The 20,830-nt window shown below is 41.2% G+C and carries 20 protein-coding genes; 12 read left to right on the top strand and 8 right to left on the bottom strand.

What is annotated here, in order from left to right; genetic code table 11:
• Positions 1-136 precede the first annotated feature (136 nt).
• Entirely contained in the window at positions 137-538 is a 402-nt protein-coding gene (locus tag MuYL_RS04435; protein ID WP_094569378.1) for a LytR/AlgR family response regulator transcription factor, read from the bottom strand.
• 80 nt (positions 539-618) lie between these two features.
• Between MuYL_RS04435 and hemW the strand changes: the two genes are divergently transcribed.
• From hemW to MuYL_RS04395, 8 genes are all read left to right on the top strand, one after another.
• A complete protein-coding gene (gene hemW / locus MuYL_RS04430) occupies positions 619-1,740 on the top strand; it encodes a radical SAM family heme chaperone HemW (RefSeq protein WP_094569377.1) in 1,122 nt (373 codons plus the stop codon).
• A 191-nt stretch (positions 1,741-1,931) separates the two neighbouring features.
• Complete coding sequence (locus MuYL_RS04425) at positions 1,932-2,480, top strand: fasciclin domain-containing protein (protein ID WP_094569376.1); 549 nt, start codon at positions 1,932-1,934, stop codon at positions 2,478-2,480.
• A 187-nt stretch (positions 2,481-2,667) separates the two neighbouring features.
• Positions 2,668-3,549: a cupin-like domain-containing protein gene (locus MuYL_RS04420; RefSeq protein ID WP_094569375.1), complete on the top strand. Its 882-nt coding sequence runs from the start codon at positions 2,668-2,670 to the stop codon at positions 3,547-3,549.
• 116 nt (positions 3,550-3,665) lie between these two features.
• Positions 3,666-4,547, top strand: a complete 882-nt coding sequence (locus MuYL_RS04415; protein ID WP_094569374.1) for a cupin-like domain-containing protein — start codon at positions 3,666-3,668, stop codon at positions 4,545-4,547.
• A 111-nt stretch (positions 4,548-4,658) separates the two neighbouring features.
• Positions 4,659-4,937, top strand: a complete 279-nt coding sequence (locus tag MuYL_RS04410) for a hypothetical protein (protein ID WP_094569373.1) — start codon at positions 4,659-4,661, stop codon at positions 4,935-4,937.
• A gap of 91 nt (positions 4,938-5,028) precedes the next feature.
• The gene (locus tag MuYL_RS04405) at positions 5,029-5,436 is read left to right on the top strand and encodes a DUF983 domain-containing protein (RefSeq protein WP_094569372.1); all 408 of its coding nucleotides are present in this window, start codon (positions 5,029-5,031) and stop codon (positions 5,434-5,436) included.
• Complete coding sequence (locus MuYL_RS04400; RefSeq protein ID WP_094569371.1) at positions 5,414-6,076, top strand: DUF2461 domain-containing protein; 663 nt, start codon at positions 5,414-5,416, stop codon at positions 6,074-6,076. Before MuYL_RS04405 ends, MuYL_RS04400 begins: the two co-directional genes overlap by 23 nt.
• An 18-nt stretch (positions 6,077-6,094) precedes the next feature.
• Positions 6,095-6,943, top strand: coding sequence for an OmpA/MotB family protein (locus MuYL_RS04395; RefSeq protein WP_094569370.1), 849 nt, complete (start codon positions 6,095-6,097; stop codon positions 6,941-6,943).
• Positions 6,944-7,017: 74 nt separating this feature from the next.
• Here MuYL_RS04395 and rfbC read toward each other — a convergent pair whose 3' ends face one another.
• The 3 genes from rfbC to MuYL_RS04380 form a co-directional block, all read right to left on the bottom strand.
• The gene (gene rfbC, locus MuYL_RS04390) at positions 7,018-7,566 is read right to left on the bottom strand and encodes a dTDP-4-dehydrorhamnose 3,5-epimerase (RefSeq protein ID WP_094569369.1); all 549 of its coding nucleotides are present in this window, start codon (positions 7,564-7,566) and stop codon (positions 7,018-7,020) included.
• Between the two features lies 1 nt (position 7,567).
• Positions 7,568-7,870 (bottom strand): DUF4286 family protein, encoded by a 303-nt coding sequence (locus MuYL_RS04385; RefSeq protein WP_094569368.1) that lies wholly within the window; start codon positions 7,868-7,870, stop codon positions 7,568-7,570.
• 117 nt (positions 7,871-7,987) lie between these two features.
• The gene (locus MuYL_RS04380) at positions 7,988-9,799 is read right to left on the bottom strand and encodes a tetratricopeptide repeat protein (RefSeq protein ID WP_094569367.1); all 1,812 of its coding nucleotides are present in this window, start codon (positions 9,797-9,799) and stop codon (positions 7,988-7,990) included.
• Positions 9,800-9,977: 178 nt separating this feature from the next.
• Between MuYL_RS04380 and MuYL_RS04375 the strand changes: the two genes are divergently transcribed.
• From MuYL_RS04375 to MuYL_RS04365, 3 genes are read left to right on the top strand one after another with little or no spacing between them, the layout of a single operon-like run.
• The gene (locus MuYL_RS04375) at positions 9,978-11,873 is read left to right on the top strand and encodes a S9 family peptidase (protein ID WP_094569366.1); all 1,896 of its coding nucleotides are present in this window, start codon (positions 9,978-9,980) and stop codon (positions 11,871-11,873) included.
• 9 nt (positions 11,874-11,882) lie between these two features.
• Positions 11,883-13,526, top strand: a complete 1,644-nt coding sequence (locus tag MuYL_RS04370; protein ID WP_094569365.1) for a sensor histidine kinase — start codon at positions 11,883-11,885, stop codon at positions 13,524-13,526.
• Positions 13,527-13,529: 3 nt separating this feature from the next.
• A complete protein-coding gene (locus MuYL_RS04365) occupies positions 13,530-14,222 on the top strand; it encodes a response regulator transcription factor (protein WP_094569364.1) in 693 nt (230 codons plus the stop codon).
• A gap of 64 nt (positions 14,223-14,286) precedes the next feature.
• On the opposite strand, the gene MuYL_RS04360 is transcribed toward MuYL_RS04365, so the two are convergent.
• Positions 14,287-14,907 carry a class I SAM-dependent methyltransferase gene (locus tag MuYL_RS04360; RefSeq protein WP_094569363.1) on the bottom strand — a complete coding sequence of 207 codons (621 nt, stop codon included), beginning with the start codon at positions 14,905-14,907 and terminating at the stop codon, positions 14,287-14,289.
• Positions 14,908-15,017: 110 nt separating this feature from the next.
• Between MuYL_RS04360 and MuYL_RS04355 the strand changes: the two genes are divergently transcribed.
• Entirely contained in the window at positions 15,018-16,859 is a 1,842-nt protein-coding gene (locus tag MuYL_RS04355) for a CocE/NonD family hydrolase (RefSeq protein ID WP_094569362.1), read from the top strand.
• A 195-nt stretch (positions 16,860-17,054) separates the two neighbouring features.
• Here MuYL_RS04355 and MuYL_RS04350 read toward each other — a convergent pair whose 3' ends face one another.
• From MuYL_RS04350 to MuYL_RS04340, 3 genes are read right to left on the bottom strand one after another with little or no spacing between them, the layout of a single operon-like run.
• Positions 17,055-17,942 carry a UbiA family prenyltransferase gene (locus tag MuYL_RS04350; RefSeq protein WP_245845771.1) on the bottom strand — a complete coding sequence of 296 codons (888 nt, stop codon included), beginning with the start codon at positions 17,940-17,942 and terminating at the stop codon, positions 17,055-17,057.
• A 21-nt stretch (positions 17,943-17,963) separates the two neighbouring features.
• Positions 17,964-19,265 carry a metallophosphoesterase gene (locus tag MuYL_RS04345; protein WP_394338981.1) on the bottom strand — a complete coding sequence of 434 codons (1,302 nt, stop codon included), beginning with the start codon at positions 19,263-19,265 and terminating at the stop codon, positions 17,964-17,966.
• 21 nt (positions 19,266-19,286) lie between these two features.
• A complete protein-coding gene (locus MuYL_RS04340; protein ID WP_094569360.1) occupies positions 19,287-20,792 on the bottom strand; it encodes a sigma 54-interacting transcriptional regulator in 1,506 nt (501 codons plus the stop codon).
• Between the last annotated feature and the right edge of the window lie 38 nt (positions 20,793-20,830).

The raw sequence follows: 20,830 nt of genomic DNA, 5'->3' as shown, positions 1-20,830 counted from the left end.
CGTTTCGAATTTACAATTCTTTATCGTGAAATATCAAAGTAGATTTTGAACAGATTGCAAACTCCATATTCACATCCCGCAAGCCAATTGAAAGACTGTTTAACCAATTTTTTTTCAAAACTTAAGAAAGTATTGATCAATTAAAATAATCAAGAAGTTGACGGCGGTAAGTACTACCAATTGGCAATAAGGTGCCGACGTCTATTACAAGCTGACCACCTGTAATTTTTTTAATCCGTTTGAGCGCCACTATGTATGATTTATGGATCCGTTTAAAACTATTATTCGGTTTTTGGTCTATTTCTGATGTGGTAATGGAACTTAGGTGAATACCATCCGCGGTATGTACTTTTACATAGTTAAGATTATCTTTGTCTGACTCAGTGATCAGGGTGCCCGGAACAGAATAGTCCTTACCGACATAAATCTTAAGAAACTCATAATTGCGCTTACCTTTGCCCTCTACGGTATTTGAATAAATATCGAGATAAGCACTAAATTTGCCGCTGCTTAACTTTTTATATCTGACCGTTACCATAATTTATTTGTTACTTTTGTTACTCACGATAGCCGAAAAGTCTTATTTTACTTTATCCTCGATTATTTACTCTTAAAAGCATGGCCGGCATCTATATCCATATCCCTTTTTGTAAGCAAGCATGTTATTACTGCGATTTCCATTTCAGTACTTCATTAAAGTATAAGGAGGAGCTTTTAGAGGCACTTATCCGGGAGATCCGGCTACAAAAAAGCTATTTAGACGATGAGACCATTGAAACCATTTACTTTGGCGGTGGCACGCCATCGTTATTAACCGCCGATGAAATCAACCTGATTATTGGTACGATTACCGGCATCCATACAGTAGCTGCAAATGCCGAAGTCACCATAGAAGCCAATCCTGACGACCTTGATAAAGCTAAACTGCAGGCACTACGCCAAACAGCTATCAACAGGTTTAGCATTGGCATCCAATCTTTTTTTGATGACGACCTGCAATGGATGAACCGGGTACATCGTGGGGCGGAAGCGGAGGCGTCTGTAAAAAGGGCTCAGGATACAGGTTTTGAAAACATAACAGTGGACCTTATATACGGGTATCCGTTACTAAGCGATACCAAATGGAAGCATAACCTTGATAAAGTATTTGAGCTCGATGTCCCCCATGTATCATCCTATTCCATGACCGTTGAACCCCAAACTGCACTGGCGGCATTCATCAAAAAGAAAAAACAGGCGGCAATGGATGATCAGCAAAGCGCCGAACAATTTATTTTACTAATGGACGCCATGAAAACCCGCGGCTTTGAACATTATGAAATTTCGAATTTTTGCAAACCGGGGCATTATTCAAGGCACAATGCCAATTACTGGAAAGGGGTGAAATACCTGGGCATAGGACCATCAGCTCACTCTTTTAATGGTGAAACCCGCCAATGGAATGTAGCCAATAATGCTAAATACATCCAGGCCCTTGAAAAATCAGAAATACCTGCGGAAACCGAACTGCTTACTGAAACTGATCGTTTAAACGAATATATTATGACCTCGCTCCGTACCATGTGGGGCCTTGACCTGAAACGGCTGGATGCCATTGCAGGTGCCGCCGCCGGGCAGTTAACTAAGGGCGCGCAGCGCTATTTTGAAAACGGCTGGCTGGAACAAAAAGAAGAGGTGATATACCTTACTGCAACCGGCAAGCTATACGCCGATCATATTGCTTCGCAGCTATTTTTCTAACTATCAGTTTTAGTTCCCCACTAAAAAATCAAATGTTGAGGGCCAGTATTTTCGACGCGCGTTAACTACGCATTTAACAACTGTACGGTTTAAATTTACTTACAACCACCGGCTATGCGAATTACCAGCGCCGGGAAAAACCACGCGCAAGGGGCAGCCGTATCTTCCTTAAAATTGTAAACAATATACTCATGAAAAAATTAATAATCGCGGCCTTTGCAGTAGTAGCTATTGCAATTGCGCCAAAAGCAAACGCACAAACTAAAATGGTTGGCGGTGCAGCAATGTATCCAACAAAAAACATTATTGAAAATGCAGTAAACTCAAAAGATCACAAAACCCTTGTTGCCGCTGTTAAGGCTGCCGGTTTAGTTGAAACCCTGGAAGGAACAGGTCCGTTCACTGTTTTTGCACCAACCGACGAAGCATTCAACAAGCTGCCTGCCGGAACAGTTGACAACCTGGTTAAACCTGAGAACAAAGCTACTTTAACCAAAATTTTAACTTACCACGTAGTTGCCGGACGCTTAAGTGCAAAAGATATTTTGATGCAGGTGAAAGCAGGTAACGGTAAAGCAGAATTAAAAACGGTATCCGGCGGTACTTTAACCGCTATGGCTGATGGCAAAAAACTTTATCTTGTTGACGAAAAAGGTGGCAAATCATGGATTACCATTGCCGACGTATTCCAAAGCAACGGTGTTATACACGTAGTAAATACGGTATTAATGCCTAACTAATTTAGTTAACGCACCGCAACCTAACTGTTGCGTCTCTTATTAAAAAGCTGTTTCGAAAGAAACGGCTTTTTTTGTATGATTAATTTTATCGCGCGCTTAACACTTTGTCAAAACAATATCAAAAACAAGTTGAGTGTTTAAACGTTTTTTGGGTTTATTTAATTTTGCATGTTAAATAATTGTGAACATGAGCTTTATTTTAACCCCGATAGACAGCGTTGACAATATTACAAAACATGATTTTGTTAATAATTATCTAAATCCGCGCAAGCCGCTCATTATTCGAAAAGCTACCGAGAGCTGGCCGGCCCTGCAAAAATGGACTTTTGATTACCTGAAAGAAGTAGTTGGCGACCAGGTTGTCCCCTTATATGACAGTTCAAAAGCCGACCCGTCAAAACCCATAAATGCATCAGCTGCAGAAATGAAGTTCGGTGACTATATAGACCTGATACAAAAAGAACCAACAGACCTGCGAATTTTTTTATTCGACCCGATAAAGCAGGCACCTAAATTACTGGATGACTACCGTTCACCTACCGAATTGATGGGCGGTTTCCTGGATAAATATCCAAATATGTTTTTTGGCGGAGCCGGATCAGTTACTTTCTTACATTATGATATTGACCTTGCTCATATCTTCCACACTCATTTTAACGGCCGCAAGCATGTTATTCTTTTCGACCAAAAATGGAGCGACCGGCTTTATTGCATTCCTTTTGCTACCTACGCCCTGGAGGACTATGACATTGAACAACCCGATTTTAACAAATTCCCCGCGCTGGATGGGGTTGAGGGACAGGAAGCATTTTTAGAGCATGGCGATACCCTGTTTATGCCTACCGGTTACTGGCACTGGATGAAATACCTGGATGGCTCGTTTTCCATCTCGTTACGGGCCTGGGATAAATCATGGGCCATTAAAGCTAAAAGTTTATACAACTTAACCATACAGCGTAAGTTTGACGACCTGATGAAAAAGAACTTTCAGCAAAAGTATATGGATTGGAAAGAGCAACTTGCAGTGAAACGGGCAAATAAAGCGTTGATGGAGGATCTGCCGGCTTAGCTTCAAACTTTTAATAATTTCTTGATACAATTCGGCGATTTATTTCGTTATTTTGTTAACTTTTCCGATACATAAGTTTTTGTTTTAGCTTATATTAATGGAGAATCTGAATAAATATGAGCTTTATCCTCCGCCCGATAGATACTGTAGAAACTATTACCCCCGAAGATTTTACAGCTAACTACTTAAAACCACGTCGTCCGCTGGTAATTAAAGGATTAACCAGCAACTGGGCCGCCCGGGAAAAATGGACTCCCGAATATTTAAAAAGCGTTGTAGGCAGCAAAGTTGTGCCGCTCTATGATAATTCAAAAGCTGACCCTTCAAAGCCGATTAATTCGTCAGCCGCAGAAATGCCGTTTGACAAGTATATCGACCTGATTATGTCGGAGCCAACTGAGCTAAGGATTTTTTTCTTTAATATATTTAAGCAAGCACCGCAGCTGCTGGACGATATAGCTTTCCCGAAAGATCTGATGGGTGGTTTTTTAGAAAGCATGCCTTCTATGTTTTTTGGAGGATCGAACTCGGTTACGTTTTTGCATTACGATATTGACCTTCCGCATATATTCCATACCCATTTCGGCGGTAAAAAACACGTGATCTTATTTGAGAATAAATGGAAACGCCGTTTATACTGCATCCCTAATGCTACCTATGCACTGGAAGATTATGATGTACTAAATCCCGATACCAAAAAATTCCCTGCCCTTGAGGGGGTAGAAGGCATAGAAGTATTTTTAGAACACGGAGATACCCTTTTTATGCCAACAGGGTACTGGCACTGGATGAAATATGTTGAGGGGGGATATTCACTAAGCCTTCGTGCCTGGGATGCTTCCGTTAGCCGAAAGGCGGCAAGTGTTTATAACCTGGCCATCAAAGGCGGCTTAGATAGCTTGCTAAAAATGGCTTTTAAAGCTAATTACGCTCAATATCGCGAAAAACTGGCTGTAAAATGGGCCAACAGGGAATTGGCTGCAGGCAAGCCGTTTTAAAATACTCAGGCACTGCAAAGTATTGAAGATAACGAAAAGGTATCTGAATAAAAAGAGATTACACAGACATAATCAAATTGCCTGCTAAAAATTATTGCTTAAATTTGTGATATGAAAACAAGCTTAAAAACAGCATTTTTCTTAATTGTATTTGGATTGATGGTGATTGGCACCGTTCCGGTAAAAGCGCAGTGTGCACAATGCGCGGCCCAGGTTGAAACCAACTCAAAAAACGGGGGAATGGCAGCAAAGGGATTAAACAATGGTATTATGTTCCTTTTGGCAGCACCTTACCTTGCTGTTGGCGTGATAGGCATTATTTGGTACAAAAAATATCGCCGTAAAAATGTGGATATGAATATCCGCAGCGAAAAACTGAACTTAAATTAACGTTATCAGTTAAGGGCAAGCAGCTTTTCAGCCAATTTGAATTGCCGTAAGGTTTTAGCCTTCAAATTATTCACCACTAATAATTACATTGATGACGCCAACACCAAAATCATGGGCAATGCTGCATACTAAATGCCCGCGTTGCCGCAGGGGTAGCATGTTTAGCGGCGGAATGTATAATTTCGGTTCAAATAAAATTTATGACCGTTGCCCACACTGTAACCTGCACTTTGAAATAGAACCGGGATATTTTTATGCGGCCATGTACGTTAGTTATGCCATGAACGTGGCGGAAGCAACCACAATTGCAGCTTTAACCTATATCATAACGCGTAATAACGATTCGCCCTGGCTTTATTTAAGCACTATTTTGTTGGGATGCCTGGTGCTTTCTCCTATAAATTTCAGGTATTCCAGGGTTTTACTATTATATTGGCTTTCGCCAAAAATAAATTATCAGCCGCATTTAGATACCGATGATACAACACCATACCTTTGATTTTTTAAAAGAACTGGTTGAAAACAATAACCGCGAATGGTTCCAGGCTAACAAGGAACGTTACGATGCAGCCCGCGAAAATGTAATTGAATTTACGGCGGAACTTATAAAGCTGATGCATAAAATCGATCCGGGAATTGATGCCGGCCTCGACAGTAAAAAATGTGTAATGCGCATCTATCGTGATATTCGCTTCAGCAAAAATAAAACACCCTATAAAAACAACTTTGGTGTAAGCATCCCTACCAGGGGCCTCAAGCTTGGTGGTGCAGAATACTACCTGCACATTACGCCCGACAGCTCATTTATTGCCGGTGGCTACTGGATGCCGGAAGCCGGCCATTTAAAATCAATCCGCCAGGAAATTGACTATAACGGGCACGATCTTAAAAAAATAATTGACGAGCCCGAATTTATTAAATTGTTCGGCAAATTCAGGGAGCAGGACCAGTTAAAAAGTGTACCAAGAGACTACAGTACTGACAATGAGAACATTGATTTGCTAAAACTTAAAAGTTTTATTGCGCAACACTACCTTACAAATAAGGAACTGATAAAAGAAAATTCCGCCGAAACGGTTGCTGCAATATGCAGTCGCATCTATCCGTTAAATGTTTTTTTAAATAATGCTATTGCTTAACGTATTTTAATTATCCCAATGAAAACCAGATCTATTTTAGTTGCGGCACTGTTTTGTTTTACTTTACACAGTTGCGTGGTGATGTCGCCCAAAAAGTATAAAGCATTGGTAGCAGAGCGCGATTCACTCTCCATGCGTGCAAATTCACTTTTTGATACTGTTGCCATGTTGCGCGCCGATACCATGCGCCTGCACCGCGAAATAAAAGAAGCGCAGGGAAATTATGATGCGTTAAAAGGTAATTACAGCAATCTGAATGACAAGTATGGGGCATTGAACAACAACCTGAGCGCCAGCTCATCAAAAGTCAATCAATTATCGGCTGATTTGAAAAAGAGGGAAGCCCGCTTAAAAGAGGTGGAAGATGCGCTGCACAAAAGGGATGAAGCAACCAATGCATTAAGGGATAAATTGCAAAAAGCATTATTGGGTTTCCAGCAAAATGGTTTGTCTGTTGATATCAGGAACGGCAAGGTATATGTTTCATTAACCGACAAGTTGCTATTCCCGTCGGGCAGTATAGTTATTGATGCACGCGGAAAACAGGCGCTTCAGCAGCTGGCCGCGGTTCTTAATAAAGAAGCTGATCTAACTATAGCCGTTGAGGGCCATACCGATGACAAAAAGGTAATTAACCTTGGCCAGATAAAAGACAATTGGGACTTGAGCGTTTTACGATCCACTTCTGTTTGCCGTTATCTTACTGAGGTTGAGAAGATTGACCCAAAAAGACTAACCGCTACCGGCAAAAGTGAATATCAGCCGGTTGATACTGGCAATACCACAGAAGCGAGGGCAAAAAACAGAAGGATTGAGATCATTCTTAGCCCTAAGCTTGACGAGTTATATAACTTAATAAAGCAATAGCAATGGCAAAAAATAAGGGGTAATAATGATCGGCCAATCATTATTACCCCTTATTTTTCTATCCGTTCAAAAAATCAGAACGGGCTTACAAAAGATTCAAAAGACGAAAGCAGTTCATCTTTAGGTGACAGTAATGCTTCACCCGGAGCCAGGCCCCAGTCTATCCCTAAGTTAGGATCGTTCCACATTACCCCGATTTCTGAATCCTTATCGTAATAGTTATTTACCTTGTAATTGAATATGGTATTATCTTCCAATACCGAAAATCCATGCAAAAAACCCGCAGGCACCCAAAATTGCAATTTATTTTCGCCGCTTAATTCAATTGAAAAATGCTTGCCGTAAGTAGGTGAACTTTTACGAATGTCAACCGCGACATCCAGTACCCGCCCCGTTACTACACGTACTAACTTTCCCTGCGCAAAAGGATTTGCCTGCCCGTGCAACGCCCTAACAGCCCCTTTATTTGAAAAAGACTGGTTATCCTGCACAAAATCAACCGATATACCAGCTTCTGTATATTTATCTTTATTGTAGCTTTCGTAAAAATAGCCTCTGTCATCTTTAAAGATGCGGGGTTCAATTACCAGCAACCCTTTAATTCCAGTTTCTGTTATTTTCATTTTAGTCAACGGTTTTCATAAGGGTGTTAAAAATCACAAACTGATTTTCAAACTCCTGATTGTGGATATCCTGAAGCCTATGCAGATGTTTACTGTAGAAATGGTTAAAATCCTCAATGGTTTCAGCGCTATACTGCACGCAGTAAGTTACCCCCTCGTTTGGCGAATCAATAACAGTTAACACCTGGTATGATTTAAAATGCCCGGTTTCCATTACTGCAGGAATATATACCTTCTGCATCCAGTTAAGCCATTTTTGGTGGATAGTTTCATCCACAATTACGGTATCGTTAAATATGATCATCGCCGCAAAAATAGTATTTTTAGTTGAAGTAAATTATAACCCGCCCGGTTGTAAAAAAACTCATTATTAAAGTTCAGTCCCACCTATTGATTTAGCAATTAAACTTATGCAGCCATCTTATGAGGCCGCTTCGTTCTTATCTCCTCTTAATAGCCTGAACCTTTTGCGGGCTTCGTTTATGTAAAGGCTGCCCGCATAATCGGTAATTATCTTCTGGTAATACATTTTAGCTTTTTCTTTATCCTGCAATTGGTTTTCATAAATATCGCCCAACATAAATACAGCATCATCTGCCCAAAGATCAAAACTATGCTCTTCGGCAATCTTTTTCAAAAGAGGTATGGCCATTGTGTAGTCCTTTTGCTGGATAAACAGCCGGGCCCTGGCCATTAAAATATCGTCGGCAAGTGAATTTCCGGGGTATTTAGCATCAATACTATCCAATGTAGCTAAAGCTTTTTCAGGCTGTCCGGCAAATATTTGCAGATCTGCCCGTGCATAAACTTTCAATGCCGATCCGCTGCTGTCGGCCGCAATGTTATCAGAAATCAGCAACGATAAATTTAACGCATCATTGGCAATCAATTGTGACGTTGCCGCTTTTAATACATCAAGCTGCCCCCTGGCCCAGGTAAAATCGCCGGTGTAATAAGCAAGTTTAGCATTACGGTATTTTGCGTCCTGGCTTATTGATGTGTTTGGAAAATCTTTTTCAACCTGGCTGTAAAGTAACGTTGCATCCCAGGGCTGATTATTTAACAGCGTAACATCGCCCAGATCAAGCTTACAACTGGCAAGCAAGCCTGGCTGGATACCCGGAATTTTAACCGTCTCTTCCAGTAACTTTTGTGCATCGGCCAGCTTGTGCAGCCTAAACGCCTGCAGGCTGGCTAATTTTTGCATGGCAAACGCCGTGTTTGAATTTTTTCCAAATTCAGTTAACAGGTCATTATAATCTTTTTCAAGGCTTAAAAGATCCTCCTTAACATATTTACCCGATGTTATCCGTGAATTTTTTGTGTTTATTAACTCAATTTTTGAAGGGATATATAAAGGCTGTTCCTTCCCTTTGCTAACCAGGTATTCGTAGCCTCTTATGGCTGCGTCATAAGCCTCATTGGCCGTAAGTGTGCTGCACAGTTCAAAAACATTATTTCCATCGTCATTTTGCCGCCTGCTTAGTGCAAGTGCCTGGTTCAATGCCATATCAAATTGCTTTTGCTGCAAAAATTGCCAGGTAAGCAGTTCCGGATATAGCGTTTGCTGTGGATCTTTCTGAATTTTTTTCAGCAATGCCGTTTTCAGAATATCATAGTCGGCCTGGCCCTCAAATAAATTCGACATGGTATTTTCGGCCTGTGTAATAAATGGAGGATTTGACGGTAAAAAGTTAAGATATTCCTCAACCAAAGCAGCTTTGTCCCTTTTATAACGGTATAGATTTATTAACTCGTAAGAAAATATTTGATTGTTTTGCAACAGCTTACGCCCTTGCAGAAAAATCTTTATTGCATAATCAACATTTGCATTCTGGTAAAATTGCGAGGCAAGTATGGCTATCTTTCCCTGGTCGGCAGGGAGATTTTTGATCAGGTCATCATATATTGCATTTGCCTTTTCAATAGAACCCTGCTGCGTATATGCTGCCCCCAGCACTATATTATATTGATGATCTTCGGGATGCTTCCGGATCATTTTTTTTGTGATGTTAACAGCGTCGTCAAATTTCTTTTCAGCTAATAGGCTGTTCACATACACGGTGAAATAAGCTTCGTTGTTTTGCCTGTATAATTTCTGGTAAATGTCAAGCGCTTTTTGAGGCTCCCCATTGGCAGCATATTGCTTTGCCAGCAGCAAATCATTGTCCTGGGCATATAGCTCCGGGCCAACTAATAACATCAACAAAAAACACAGAAATATTTGCTTCATTAAATCAAAAATAAGTTATTTAATTTGAACACAGCGTATTTGCAAATTTGAAAATACCCCTTTCAATTCCGATATGTTCAATTTTCTAAATTAACTATGGGTAAAATTGTAGTGACAGTTTGAATTGATAAAGTTTATTGTATAATTTAACCAGATTAAATACCACCACGTATAGCTAATGTTAAATAATTTCAGAGTATTACTGTATGTTTTTGTTATAGCTGCATTAAGTGCCTGTGAGCAACAAGTAACGCCTATTCCTGTAATTGATTTCTTCAGAACGCCCGAAAAAATCAATTACAGGATATCGCCCGATGGTAAATATATTTCATATTTAAAGCCGTTTAAGGACAAACAGAACCTTTTTATCCAATCCCTGGAAGGTGGAAAGGAGGAAATGGCTACCAACTTTACCGATTATTCCATAAGAGGCGATTATTTCTGGACCTATAATAATGAGATCGTTTTTTTTCAGGACATTATTGCAAGTGATGAAATACGAATGTTCGCACTTGATGTTTCCACGTTAAAATCACAAATAATTATTTCCCCTAAAAAAGTGCGCATCTCAATGATAGGGCGGAACAAGCTTGAGCCGGACATCATATCTATCAGGATGAATAAACGCGACTCGGCAAATTTTGATGTTTACCGCCTTAATATTAAGACTAAAGAATTAACCCCTTATTTGGTGAATCCGGGTAATATAACACAATGGTACCCCGACGCTGATGGCAAGATCAGGCTGGTGAGGGCGTCAGACGGGGTGGATGAAACTATACTTTACAGGCCAAATGACAGTGCTCCGTTTAAAGGCATTATTGCAAACAATTTTAAAACCTCGGTAAAGCCAATAGCTTTTACGGGTAACGGAAATAACTTCCTGGCGCTTTCTAATGTAAATCGGGATAAAACAGCCCTTGTTGAAATTAACGCTGAAAATGGAAAAGAAGTTAAAGTAATATTTTCCTCCTCCTATGCGGATATCCAGGATTACCAGTATTCAAGAAACAGGCGTAAAATTGAGCTGGTGGCGTGGGATGCCGCAAAACCGCAGAAACATTTTTTAGACCCGGAAATTAAACGCATTTACAATAAGCTGTCAGCTGAGCTCAAAGGCACCCAGATAGACATAACGGACAGGGACAGTGCAGAAAACAAGTTTATTTTTTTCACCTATACCGACCGGAATCCGGGATCGTACTACCTGTACGAAAAAAGCACGGCCAAATTAACTAAGCTGGGCGATATCAATCCGAACATTAAGCCTGATGAACTTTGTGCTATGCAACCTGTATCCTTTAAAGCCGGCGATGGCATGAAGATAAATGGCTACCTAACGCTTCCGCAAGGCTCAACAAAAACCGACCTGCCGGTAGTGGTTATGCCACACGACGGGCCATTTAGCCATAACTGGTGGGGCTATAACCCCGAAGTGCAGTTTTTGGCAAATCGCGGGTACGCGGTTTTCCAGGTTAATTACCGGGGATCAACCGGTTTTGGGAAAGCATTTTACAGTGCCGGATTTAAAGAAGTCGGTGGAAAAATGCAGCAGGATATTACTGACGGCGTAAATTGGCTGATTGAAAATAAAATTGCGAACCCTAAAAGGGTAGCCATTTTCGGCGGTGGTTTTGGCGGCTTCTCGGCTTTATATGGCTTGTCTTTTCATCCGGGCATGTATAACTGCGCTATAGTGCAGCACGGACTGATAAATTTTTTTACGTACATAAAAGATGCACCGCCTTACCTGAAACCTTTGGTACAAATGACGTATGAAAGGGTGGGTAATCCTGAAACTGACGCCAGCCAGCTAAGAACAATATCTCCTGTTTTCAACATTCGCAAGATCAGGGCACCGCTCTTAATATTCCAGGGAGCACGGGATGATCGTGCAAACATCAGCGAACTTAACCGGTTTGTTCGCGAGCTTCAAAAACAAAACGGCAACGATAATGTTAAATACTTTTTAAAGCCAAGGGAACGTACTTTTTTCAGGAGCCAGGCAAACAGGATGGAGATGTATGCTGAAATTGAAAAGTTCCTTGATGAAAATATGCGGGAGAAACCATAATCCCCGTTTATGAAAAAGCAGGATAACACTTACCGGAAAAACTTTTTACTGATCATCATATTCCTGATACTTATATCGGTAACCTTTATAATAGCCCTTTTTGTGTCCTACAGCCTCAATGCTAAATACGTTGAAAATGAGTTTGCTTCAAAAAAGATAGATGTAATGGAGCAAACTATAAAACCATATACCAGCCTTTTTCAAAACAAAATACCTGAGATAACTTCATACCAGGGCTTCCTTGATTCAGCTTCAGCTGCTAAATACGCCGATTCGGTTTTTCACAATTATAACTTCGTAAAACGTATCGTTTTTTATGACCTGCAAATAGGCAACCAAAAAAACACTGCCATCATAAAGAATCAATTAGGTATTTCAATAAAATCTATCTACCACTACTGGCCTAAGAAAGGAAAAGTGGCCGGACTTAAAATTTGGAACACTGCCAACGAGCCTGATTTTGACCAGATGGCCAAAAAACTGGGCAATTATATAAACTCGTCTGACACAGCACACAGTTCAACGCAAGATGAAATATTTCGCTCGTTTTATGATGTTAAGCCCGGCCAGATAAGCTATTCAAATATTTTGCGCCGCGAGGATGTTAAAATTTTACGCGAATTGCAGAAGCACCCAAATTCACCATCATTTTCCAAGCAAAATATGATGACTTTTTTCATCAATCCTTATTTGCTGAAAGTAAAAAACACCCATAAAGAACTTTACCAGGACGTAACTGTTGAACCTGTTGTATATGATCCGCCGGACAACCAGGCAGGAAACCTGATAACAGAATTAGCCCTGCCTGGCGCATTATCCGATTATAAACTGTATTTCAAATCAGCCCCGGATTACCTTACAAATGAAATTAACCGGAGATTTATGCCTATTGGCGCTTCAGTGCTGTTGGTTTATTGTTTTTTGGTACTGATAGGCTGGCTTATTTACCGCAACCTAAACGTAAATATTAAGCTATTTAAACTCCAATACGACTTTATAAATAATTTTACCCACGAGTTTAAAACCCCGGTAAGCGTTATAAAAATTGCCGGCTCAAACCTTAGCGGCGACAGCGAACTTAGTGAAAAACAGCGCAAGCAATATGGCCGGATCCTAAATGAGGAAGCTGACAAGCTTAATGAACTGATGAATAAGTTATTGTCCTTTACACAACTTGAAAACAAATCGATAAATATTAAAATAGAAGAAATTAATGTTGAGCGCTTTGTGAAAAGCTACATTGAAACCTTCAGAATAAAGTATCCTGATTTTAAAATTACCCATAACTTTCATGAAGTTCATCCGTTGTACACTGATCCTGTGCTTTTAGGCAGCATTTTTCAGAACTTGATGGAAAATGCTTACAAGTATTCGCACCCTAAAAATAAAGAGTTGCATATAAATGTGAGTAATACTAAACGGAATATAGTATTCGCTTTTAGGGATAGGGGAATTGGGATAAGGAAAGATGAACTGCCCAATGTATTTAAGAAGTTTTACAGGATAGAGAACCAGTATAATCAAAACGGAAGCGTTGGGCTGGGTTTGGCTTTTTGTAAAGAACTGGTTAATTTTATGCACGGAGAAATAATTGTCAACAGTAAGGTGAACGAAGGTTCGGAGTTTATAGTTACATTACCTTATGAAAATTAAAATATGAATAAAGAAATAAAAATTGCGCTGGTTGAAGATGATGAAAACCTGCGTTTCCTGGTAAGTGAACGTTTACAGTCTGAGGGATATAAAGTTTTAGATGCCGCTAATGGCGACGACGCTGAAAAAATAATTTTAAGCGAACTACCCGATATTGTTTTGTTAGACTGGATGCTTCCCGGCAAACAGGGGTCGGAGGTTTGTACCAATATTCGAGAAAAAGGATTTGATAATTTAGTGATTATGATGACCGCAAAAGGGCAGGACGTTGATAAAATTGCAGCGTATAACTTTGGTGTGTCTGATTACATCATCAAGCCTTTTAATATGGATGTTTTGGTGGCTATGATTGACAATAAGATCAAATTTTCGTTAAACAGCGAAAAAACAGAGTCATACAAATTTGCGGATATGGAACATTTACCCAATACCCATTTGCTGATAAAAGACAGCCGTAAAATTGAGCTCACCATACTTGAAAACCGCATCCTGCTGTATTTTCTTAAAAACAAGAACAAAGTGATTAACCGCGAGGAACTGATGATGGAAGTTTGGGGATACAATGCCGACGTAAACACCAGAACCCTTGACATGCACATTGTAAGGCTGCGTAAAAAGATAGAATCAAATCCTGACTCGCCACAGTACTTACAAACGGTTAGAGGGATTGGATATAAGTTTGTTTATAATGGGTAAGTAAGCAATCAATATATAAAAATAACGAATGTCATGCTGAACCTGTTTCGGCATGACATAATTTTTAAATCAATTGATACACTCTTGATATTATAAAATCCCGATAAAAAGTCTTCTCCTCAACTACGCCATATCCCCTGCGCTCAAATTGCTTTTGTACATCAGGCAATTTCGATGCCTCTATATTGCAAAGTATCCTAAAAAACAAAAACATCAATTTTAATAAAATAGCCTGCCACCATTTTCCGCTGAGTTGAAAATCAGCGTTAAGCCATGATCCGCCAGGCTTGAGCGACCTGTGAATGTGGTTAAATACCTTCCCGGTGGTCTCTTCTGTAAAATTGTCGAACAGGAACGGCGTAATTACTACATCAAATTTTTTATCGAAGCTGATTCGCTCCACGGCATCATTAATAAAAACTACCTCATTGTTGCCGGTATTCCTTTTTTTTGATAGGGTCATCATGTCAGCAGCAATCTCAACATAAGTTATTTGCAAGCCGGACTGCTGTATTTTAGTCAGTTCATCCAATATCCAGCCCGTTCCCCCACCCGCTATCAACACCGCGGCCCTGGCAGGAACATATTGCAGCAGGTAAACCTGTGCATTCACCAGCGCACACCCATAAACCATGCGCGAAAGCCTGTCATAAAACCATGCTGAATTGTTATAATTAGCGGGCATTTTCCTATTTGTTAGCCAATCAGGCAATTATACAACTTAATTAATCAACCACTCACCTAATCAACTTTATAAACCAATTCTTATCTTTAAGCAACCTTTAAGCAGCAAATATGAAAGTATTATTTACAAGGCTAACTCTTTTAACCGTTTTACTTTTAAACGGGCTGGTTTTATTTGCGCAGCAAACCAAACCTGATGATAAATATAACCGGCAGGAAGTAATGATAACGGTTCGGGATGGCGTTAAACTGCATACAATCATTTTCTCGCCAAAGGGGCAAACGGAAAAATTGCCGTTTTTAATTTTACGAACCCCTTATGGCGTTGATGGCTACCCAAGCCCTGAAAAAAGCACTTACATAAAGGATATGGCGGATGATGGTTATATTTTTGTTTTCCAGGACATAAGGGGCCGATACCAGTCTGAAGGAAAATATGCAATGATGCGTTTTAGCCGTGACAAAACGAATGCAAAAGCCATAGATGAAAGCAGCGATACTTATGATACTATTGACTGGCTTTTGAAGAATGTACCCGATAATAACGGCAGAGCGGGCATGTACGGCATCTCGTACGATGGCTGGACAACTATTATTGCCGCCAGCGACCCTCATCCGGCGCTTAAAGCAGTTTCTGAACAGGCCACACCGTCAGACATGTTTATGAATGATGACCTGCACCACAACGGCGCATTTCGCCTCAGTTACGCTTTTGAATATGCATTTATGGAAGAGATCTCCAAAACAGACTCACTTTACCAGTTTAGCAACTACGATACGTACGATTGGTATTTAAAACTGGGGCCTTTGTCAAACATGAACAAAAAGTATGTACATGGCAAACTGCCAAGCTGGAACGACTTTACAAAACATCCTAATTATGACGCTTACTGGAAAGAGGAGGCGCTTCCGTCAAGGCTTGATTATCCGAGACTGGCTATACAGCACGTTAGCGGCTGGTGGGACCAGGAAGACATGGTTGGCCCTCAGGATGCTTATAAGGCGCTGGAGAAAAGGGATACCAGCCACCGGAATTTTATTGTACTGGGGCCATGGCGGCACGGCGGCTGGGCTGGCGGTGAAGGCCGGAACCTTGGCAACATAAAATTTGATGAACCAACCGCTACCTATTTCCGAAAAGAGATCCAGGCCAAATGGTTTGCATGGTATTTAAAAGATAAAGGCGATGGAAAATTTGCCGAAGCCATATCTTTTCAAACCGGCTCAAACAAATGGAAAAACTATTCTTCATGGCCGCCTAAGCAAGCAACGGTAAAAAACATTTATTTCCGCAGCAATGGTAAGCTCTCATTTGACAGGCCATCCGCTGCAGAAGCCAAATCATTTGACAGTTACGTATCTGATCCTTCAAAACCTGTGCCCTACCGTGCCCGCCCAATTGAAGAAACTTATGGACCGGGATCGAGATGGTACACCTGGCTAACCGACGACCAGCGTTTTGTTGACGGCCGCCCTGATGTTTTAAGCTGGCAAACAGATACCCTTACTCAGGATGTTACCATAACAGGCAACGTTGCAGCAAAACTTTATGCGGCTACCTCAGGCAGCGATGCCGACTGGGTGGTAAAATTGATTGACGTATATCCCGAAAATTACCGGAAAGAGCCAAAAATGTCTGGATATGAGCTAATGATAGCCGACGATGTTTTTCGCGGCCGCTTCAGGAACAGTTTCTCAAAGCCGGAACCCATTACACCCAATAAAGTTGAGCTCTACACTATCGGCCTACATGGCGCAGACCACGTGTTTAAGAAAGGACATAAAATAATGGTGCAGGTACAAAGCACCTGGTTCCCGATAATTGACCGGAACCCGCAAAAGTATGTGCCTAATATTTTCGAGGCAAAAGCAAGTGATTATCAAACCGCAATTCAAAAAGTGTTTCACTCTCTGCAATTTTCCAGCAGTATTGAATTGCCCGTGGTGGAGTAAATTTTTAAATTGGGTTAAAATACGAGGCCACTTGTCACACTATCAGTGTTGCGACGGATGTGACAGTTTTGCTTAATGGACATCCCGTTCTATCATATTGCTTAAAGCTAAAGCCGGTTCGCCTTGTCACACCTGTCACAGTCTGACAAGGTGAGATTAAAATCCTGTAGAATCAGTAGGGGGAACGACAACGATTTATAAGAAACTCCAGACCCCGTTCACCAACAGCACCAGCAAATATTGCAGTATCAGCATACCATCCATATAAAAAAAATAGTAATACTCATTCTTTTCCCATTTCGATTTAAAAATGAGCCAGCCGGTTAATGCAACAGAAAGCGTTAGCGCCCAAAAGTCGTGGTTAAACCAGCTGTTTTTGAAAATCAACAATAAAATAACGTATCCTGCCAGCAGGATCTGGCAAAACAGGTATGCATTTTTTTCGCCTAACACTGTAGGTACGGTTTTGAGGCCAGAATTACGGTCGTCAAAAAGGTCGCGAATATCAAACGGGATAGTAAGCGCAGCAATAAAAAGGAAACGCTTTGCAATAAGTATGGTGGTGTCTCTTAATGATATGCCAGTTAAATGAAAATGCTGTGCCTCCAAAACAGGCAGCAGCACAATGCTCATTGTCCACACCAGTGAGATCATAAATTGCTTTAGCCAGGGGATATGCCTTAGCCCAAATTTGTGGTCGCCAATGGTAAAAACAGGGATACTGTAAAAGAAAGATATAAGCGCCAAAAAAATAAGCAGGATTCTTGACTCCATCGAAAGCAGCACAAACAACGGGATCAATGAGAGCAGCGATACAATGGTAAAAGTTACCATTAATCGGTTATGCGAAAAGAACCAGCGCACGCGCTTATGCGGGGAGTTGGCCGGATCTGAAGGCTTTGTAGCCAGGATGCAAAAATTATAAATCCCTAAAGTTGAGGTAAACAGCAAGCCAAGAACAGTAAAAACAGGCTTTGCCCCTATTAAATAAAAAGTAAGGAGGCCCTGCGCAACCGCACAAAGCGACATAAAAATATTACTGAAGAGCAGAAAATCAAAAACAGAATAGAGTGTTTTCTTCATTTTCACAGGTTAACAGCCACCCTAAGCAGTTTTAAACTTTTTCGAAGGGTTTGTTCCGGTTTTTAATTCAAATATCGTAATCTCCGGCAATATTCCAACACGTCCGCTAAATCCTAAAAAACCGTAGCCCACGTTTACGTACAATTGCTGTTTGCCCTGCTGGTAATGCCCTGCCCATTCGTTATAGATATACTGGATGGGGCTCCATTGAAAATTTGCTGTTCGTACCCCCATTTGCATACCATGCGTATGACCCGAAAACATGGCATCAATCTGCGGGTATTCCGGCAGCACCTGTGCGCGCCAGTGTGAAGGATCGTGCGAGAGCAGCAGTTTTACAGGCAGATCGTCGGTATTCTTTACAGCAAGGTCCATGCGGCCATATTTAGGGAAGCGGCTTAGTTCGCCCCAGTTCTCTATGCCAAGAATCCCGATCTCTTCGCCATCAACCTTTAACCGCCTGTTCTCGTTCATCAGTAAGTCCCAGCCCATCCTTTTGTGAACGGCTATTATTTCTTCAAAATTCTTGCGCTTGGCCTTTTCATCTGGCCACCAGGAATAATCGCCATAATCGTGGTTACCTAAACAGGAGTAAACCCCAAGGGGCGCTTTTACTTTGCTGAAAATATCCTGGTAATCCTTAACCTCTTCAGTAACCGCGTTAACAAGATCGCCAGTAAAAAATATAAAGTCGGCTTTTTCCCGCATCAGCATTTCCACTCCCCCCAGCACTGCTTTCTTATCAAAAAAGCTGCCAGAATGGATGTCAGAAATCTGCCCAAGCCTGATCCCGTCAAATGCTTTTGGCAGGTCAGGAAAATACAGTGTTTGATGCCTGATGTGATAATCATACAGCCCGCTCTTCATCTCGAGCTTTAAAGCTGCAAGCGGAATAGCACCGGCAAGTAACCCGGCTTTCATTAAGAATTCAGACCGGGGAATTGGTGGAATAGCACCCGGAATGGCTGCCAGGGGCTGCTGTATAGCAGCATGCTGACTTTTCAGGCGTTTTTTATAGGAGATGATCCACCTTCTTACATCGTCTGTAAACAAAAAAGGGAGGTACGAGATCTTAAATAAGAATACCACAAAGAACGCCATCACAACAGCAAGCCTTACCACAAGGCCCATTTTTACAAAAACCACAAATATCAGGCCTGCTATCAATAAAACTGATACCATCCAGTACCATCTTTTGAATGATACTTTCTGCAGGAATTTCCATTTGCCGGATAAACCACGTAATCCGCTTAAAACATACAGATCAATAAGTAATAGCGCTAGTATGAGGAAAATTACGTGCAGCGTTTGTCCCTTCATCATGCGCTATAAAAATCTGCCGGGCTAGTATCTGTCATCATCAATGTCCAGGTCATCTTCATCGGGCTGCAAATTAAACAAACTGTTGAACATGTCTGAAAAAGCAAAACCGTTATCTAAAAACCCTTTATTTAACTGCGAGAATTCTGATAATCCGTGTAAAACAAACTCCATTAATAGCAGGTCCTGGTTTTCAGTTAACCGCGGATGGAACTTTTTCACCAGTGCCTTTAAACCGGTAACCGAATTTAAATTCTTTTTATATTCCTGCTGCGGCAACTCGTCAACTAACGATAGGTTATTACCATCGCTAAACCAGTTAATGATCTCTGCATAAGGATTGGGTGCTTTGCTCTTTTTTGATTTTTCGGGGTCGGGGAAGAACTGCAGCATCAACGTTTTGATGGCTTTGCCTATTAATATATTGGCAACCTTTCCGGGGCCTTCCAGTTCACCTTCATAAACCAGTTCAATTTTACCGGTTATGGCCGGGATAACCCCCAGAAAATCGGATATACGTACGAAAGCATTTTTTTCATGATTGATGAGCATTCGCCTTTCAGCATTACTGATCAGGTTTTCATAGGCCGATATGGTTAAACGCGCCGAAACTCCTGATTTTTTGTCGATGTATTCTGAGTTACGCGCTTCAAAGGCAATCTGCTCTACTAAGTCCTTTACCAGGCCATCAGCCTCTACGGCAGCACGCTGATCGGCAGAGATAGAAGCTTCCTGTTGTGTTATTTTACGGGAGATCTCAACAGAACGCGGATAATGGGTAAGGATCTGGCTTTCAATCCTGTCTTTCAGCGGTGTCACTATCGATCCGCGGTTGGTGTAATCTTCTGGGTTTGCTGTAAACACAAACTGGATATCCAAAGGTAAGCGCAGTTTAAAACCACGGATCTGGATGTCCCTTTCCTGCAGGATGTTAAATAATGACACCTGGATGCGCGCCTGCAAGTCGGGTAACTCATTAATTACAAAGATGCCCCTGTGTGCACGCGGGATAAGCCCAAAGTGAATAACGCGCTCATCGGAGTAGGTTAGCTTCATGGTAGCCGCCTTGATTGGGTCAACATCGCCAATCAAATCGGCAACAGTAACATCCGGAGTGGCCAGTTTTTCTGTATATCGCTCAGAACGGTGCACCCAGGCTATCGGGGTATCATCCCCCTTTGCCAGTACTTCATGATGCCCAAACCACGAAATAGGTGCCAGCGGATCATCATATAGTTCAGATCCTTCAATATAGGGCATCCACTCATCCAACAAATTAACCAGCAAGCGGGCTATCCGCGTTTTAGCTTGTCCGCGTAAACCCAGCAATAAGATATTGTGACGTGACAGTATCGCAGTTTGCAAATCCGGAATTACCGTATCTTCAAATCCTACAATTCCCTCAAAACCGCCTTCGCCTTTTTGAAGCTGCACTATAAGATTTTCGCGTAATTCATCCTTAACCGACCGACTTTTATAGTCCGTCTTTTTTAATTGGCCCAGGGTTGTTATATCTTTTTTATTAGTCATTTGTCATTATTTGAATTTGAAAATTTGGCGATCTGATG

This window comes from Mucilaginibacter xinganensis (assembly GCF_002257585.1).
In the GTDB taxonomy this organism is placed as follows: Bacteria; Bacteroidota; Bacteroidia; order Sphingobacteriales; family Sphingobacteriaceae; genus Mucilaginibacter; species Mucilaginibacter xinganensis.
This window is presented reverse-complemented; position numbering and strand designations above follow the sequence as displayed.

Coding starts and splice junctions, on each gene's coding strand:
- MuYL_RS04340 (WP_094569360.1), bottom strand. CDS start 20,792: ATGACTAATAAAAAAGATATAACAACCCTGGGCCAATTAAAAAAGACG.
- MuYL_RS04385 (WP_094569368.1), bottom strand. CDS start 7,870: ATGATCATATTTAACGATACCGTAATTGTGGATGAAACTATCCACCAA.
- MuYL_RS04345 (WP_394338981.1), bottom strand. CDS start 19,265: ATGATGAAGGGACAAACGCTGCACGTAATTTTCCTCATACTAGCGCTA.
- MuYL_RS04405 (WP_094569372.1), top strand. CDS start 5,029: ATGACGCCAACACCAAAATCATGGGCAATGCTGCATACTAAATGCCCG.
- rfbC (WP_094569369.1), bottom strand. CDS start 7,566: ATGAAAATAACAGAAACTGGAATTAAAGGGTTGCTGGTAATTGAACCC.
- MuYL_RS04435 (WP_094569378.1), bottom strand. CDS start 538: ATGGTAACGGTCAGATATAAAAAGTTAAGCAGCGGCAAATTTAGTGCT.
- MuYL_RS04350 (WP_245845771.1), bottom strand. CDS start 17,942: ATGAAGAAAACACTCTATTCTGTTTTTGATTTTCTGCTCTTCAGTAAT.
- MuYL_RS04410 (WP_094569373.1), top strand. CDS start 4,659: ATGAAAACAAGCTTAAAAACAGCATTTTTCTTAATTGTATTTGGATTG.
- MuYL_RS04360 (WP_094569363.1), bottom strand. CDS start 14,907: ATGCCCGCTAATTATAACAATTCAGCATGGTTTTATGACAGGCTTTCG.
- MuYL_RS04375 (WP_094569366.1), top strand. CDS start 9,978: ATGTTAAATAATTTCAGAGTATTACTGTATGTTTTTGTTATAGCTGCA.
- MuYL_RS04420 (WP_094569375.1), top strand. CDS start 2,668: ATGAGCTTTATTTTAACCCCGATAGACAGCGTTGACAATATTACAAAA.
- MuYL_RS04380 (WP_094569367.1), bottom strand. CDS start 9,799: ATGAAGCAAATATTTCTGTGTTTTTTGTTGATGTTATTAGTTGGCCCG.
- MuYL_RS04355 (WP_094569362.1), top strand. CDS start 15,018: ATGAAAGTATTATTTACAAGGCTAACTCTTTTAACCGTTTTACTTTTA.
- MuYL_RS04395 (WP_094569370.1), top strand. CDS start 6,095: ATGAAAACCAGATCTATTTTAGTTGCGGCACTGTTTTGTTTTACTTTA.
- MuYL_RS04425 (WP_094569376.1), top strand. CDS start 1,932: ATGAAAAAATTAATAATCGCGGCCTTTGCAGTAGTAGCTATTGCAATT.
- MuYL_RS04415 (WP_094569374.1), top strand. CDS start 3,666: ATGAGCTTTATCCTCCGCCCGATAGATACTGTAGAAACTATTACCCCC.
- hemW (WP_094569377.1), top strand. CDS start 619: ATGGCCGGCATCTATATCCATATCCCTTTTTGTAAGCAAGCATGTTAT.
- MuYL_RS04365 (WP_094569364.1), top strand. CDS start 13,530: ATGAATAAAGAAATAAAAATTGCGCTGGTTGAAGATGATGAAAACCTG.
- MuYL_RS04370 (WP_094569365.1), top strand. CDS start 11,883: ATGAAAAAGCAGGATAACACTTACCGGAAAAACTTTTTACTGATCATC.
- MuYL_RS04400 (WP_094569371.1), top strand. CDS start 5,414: ATGATACAACACCATACCTTTGATTTTTTAAAAGAACTGGTTGAAAAC.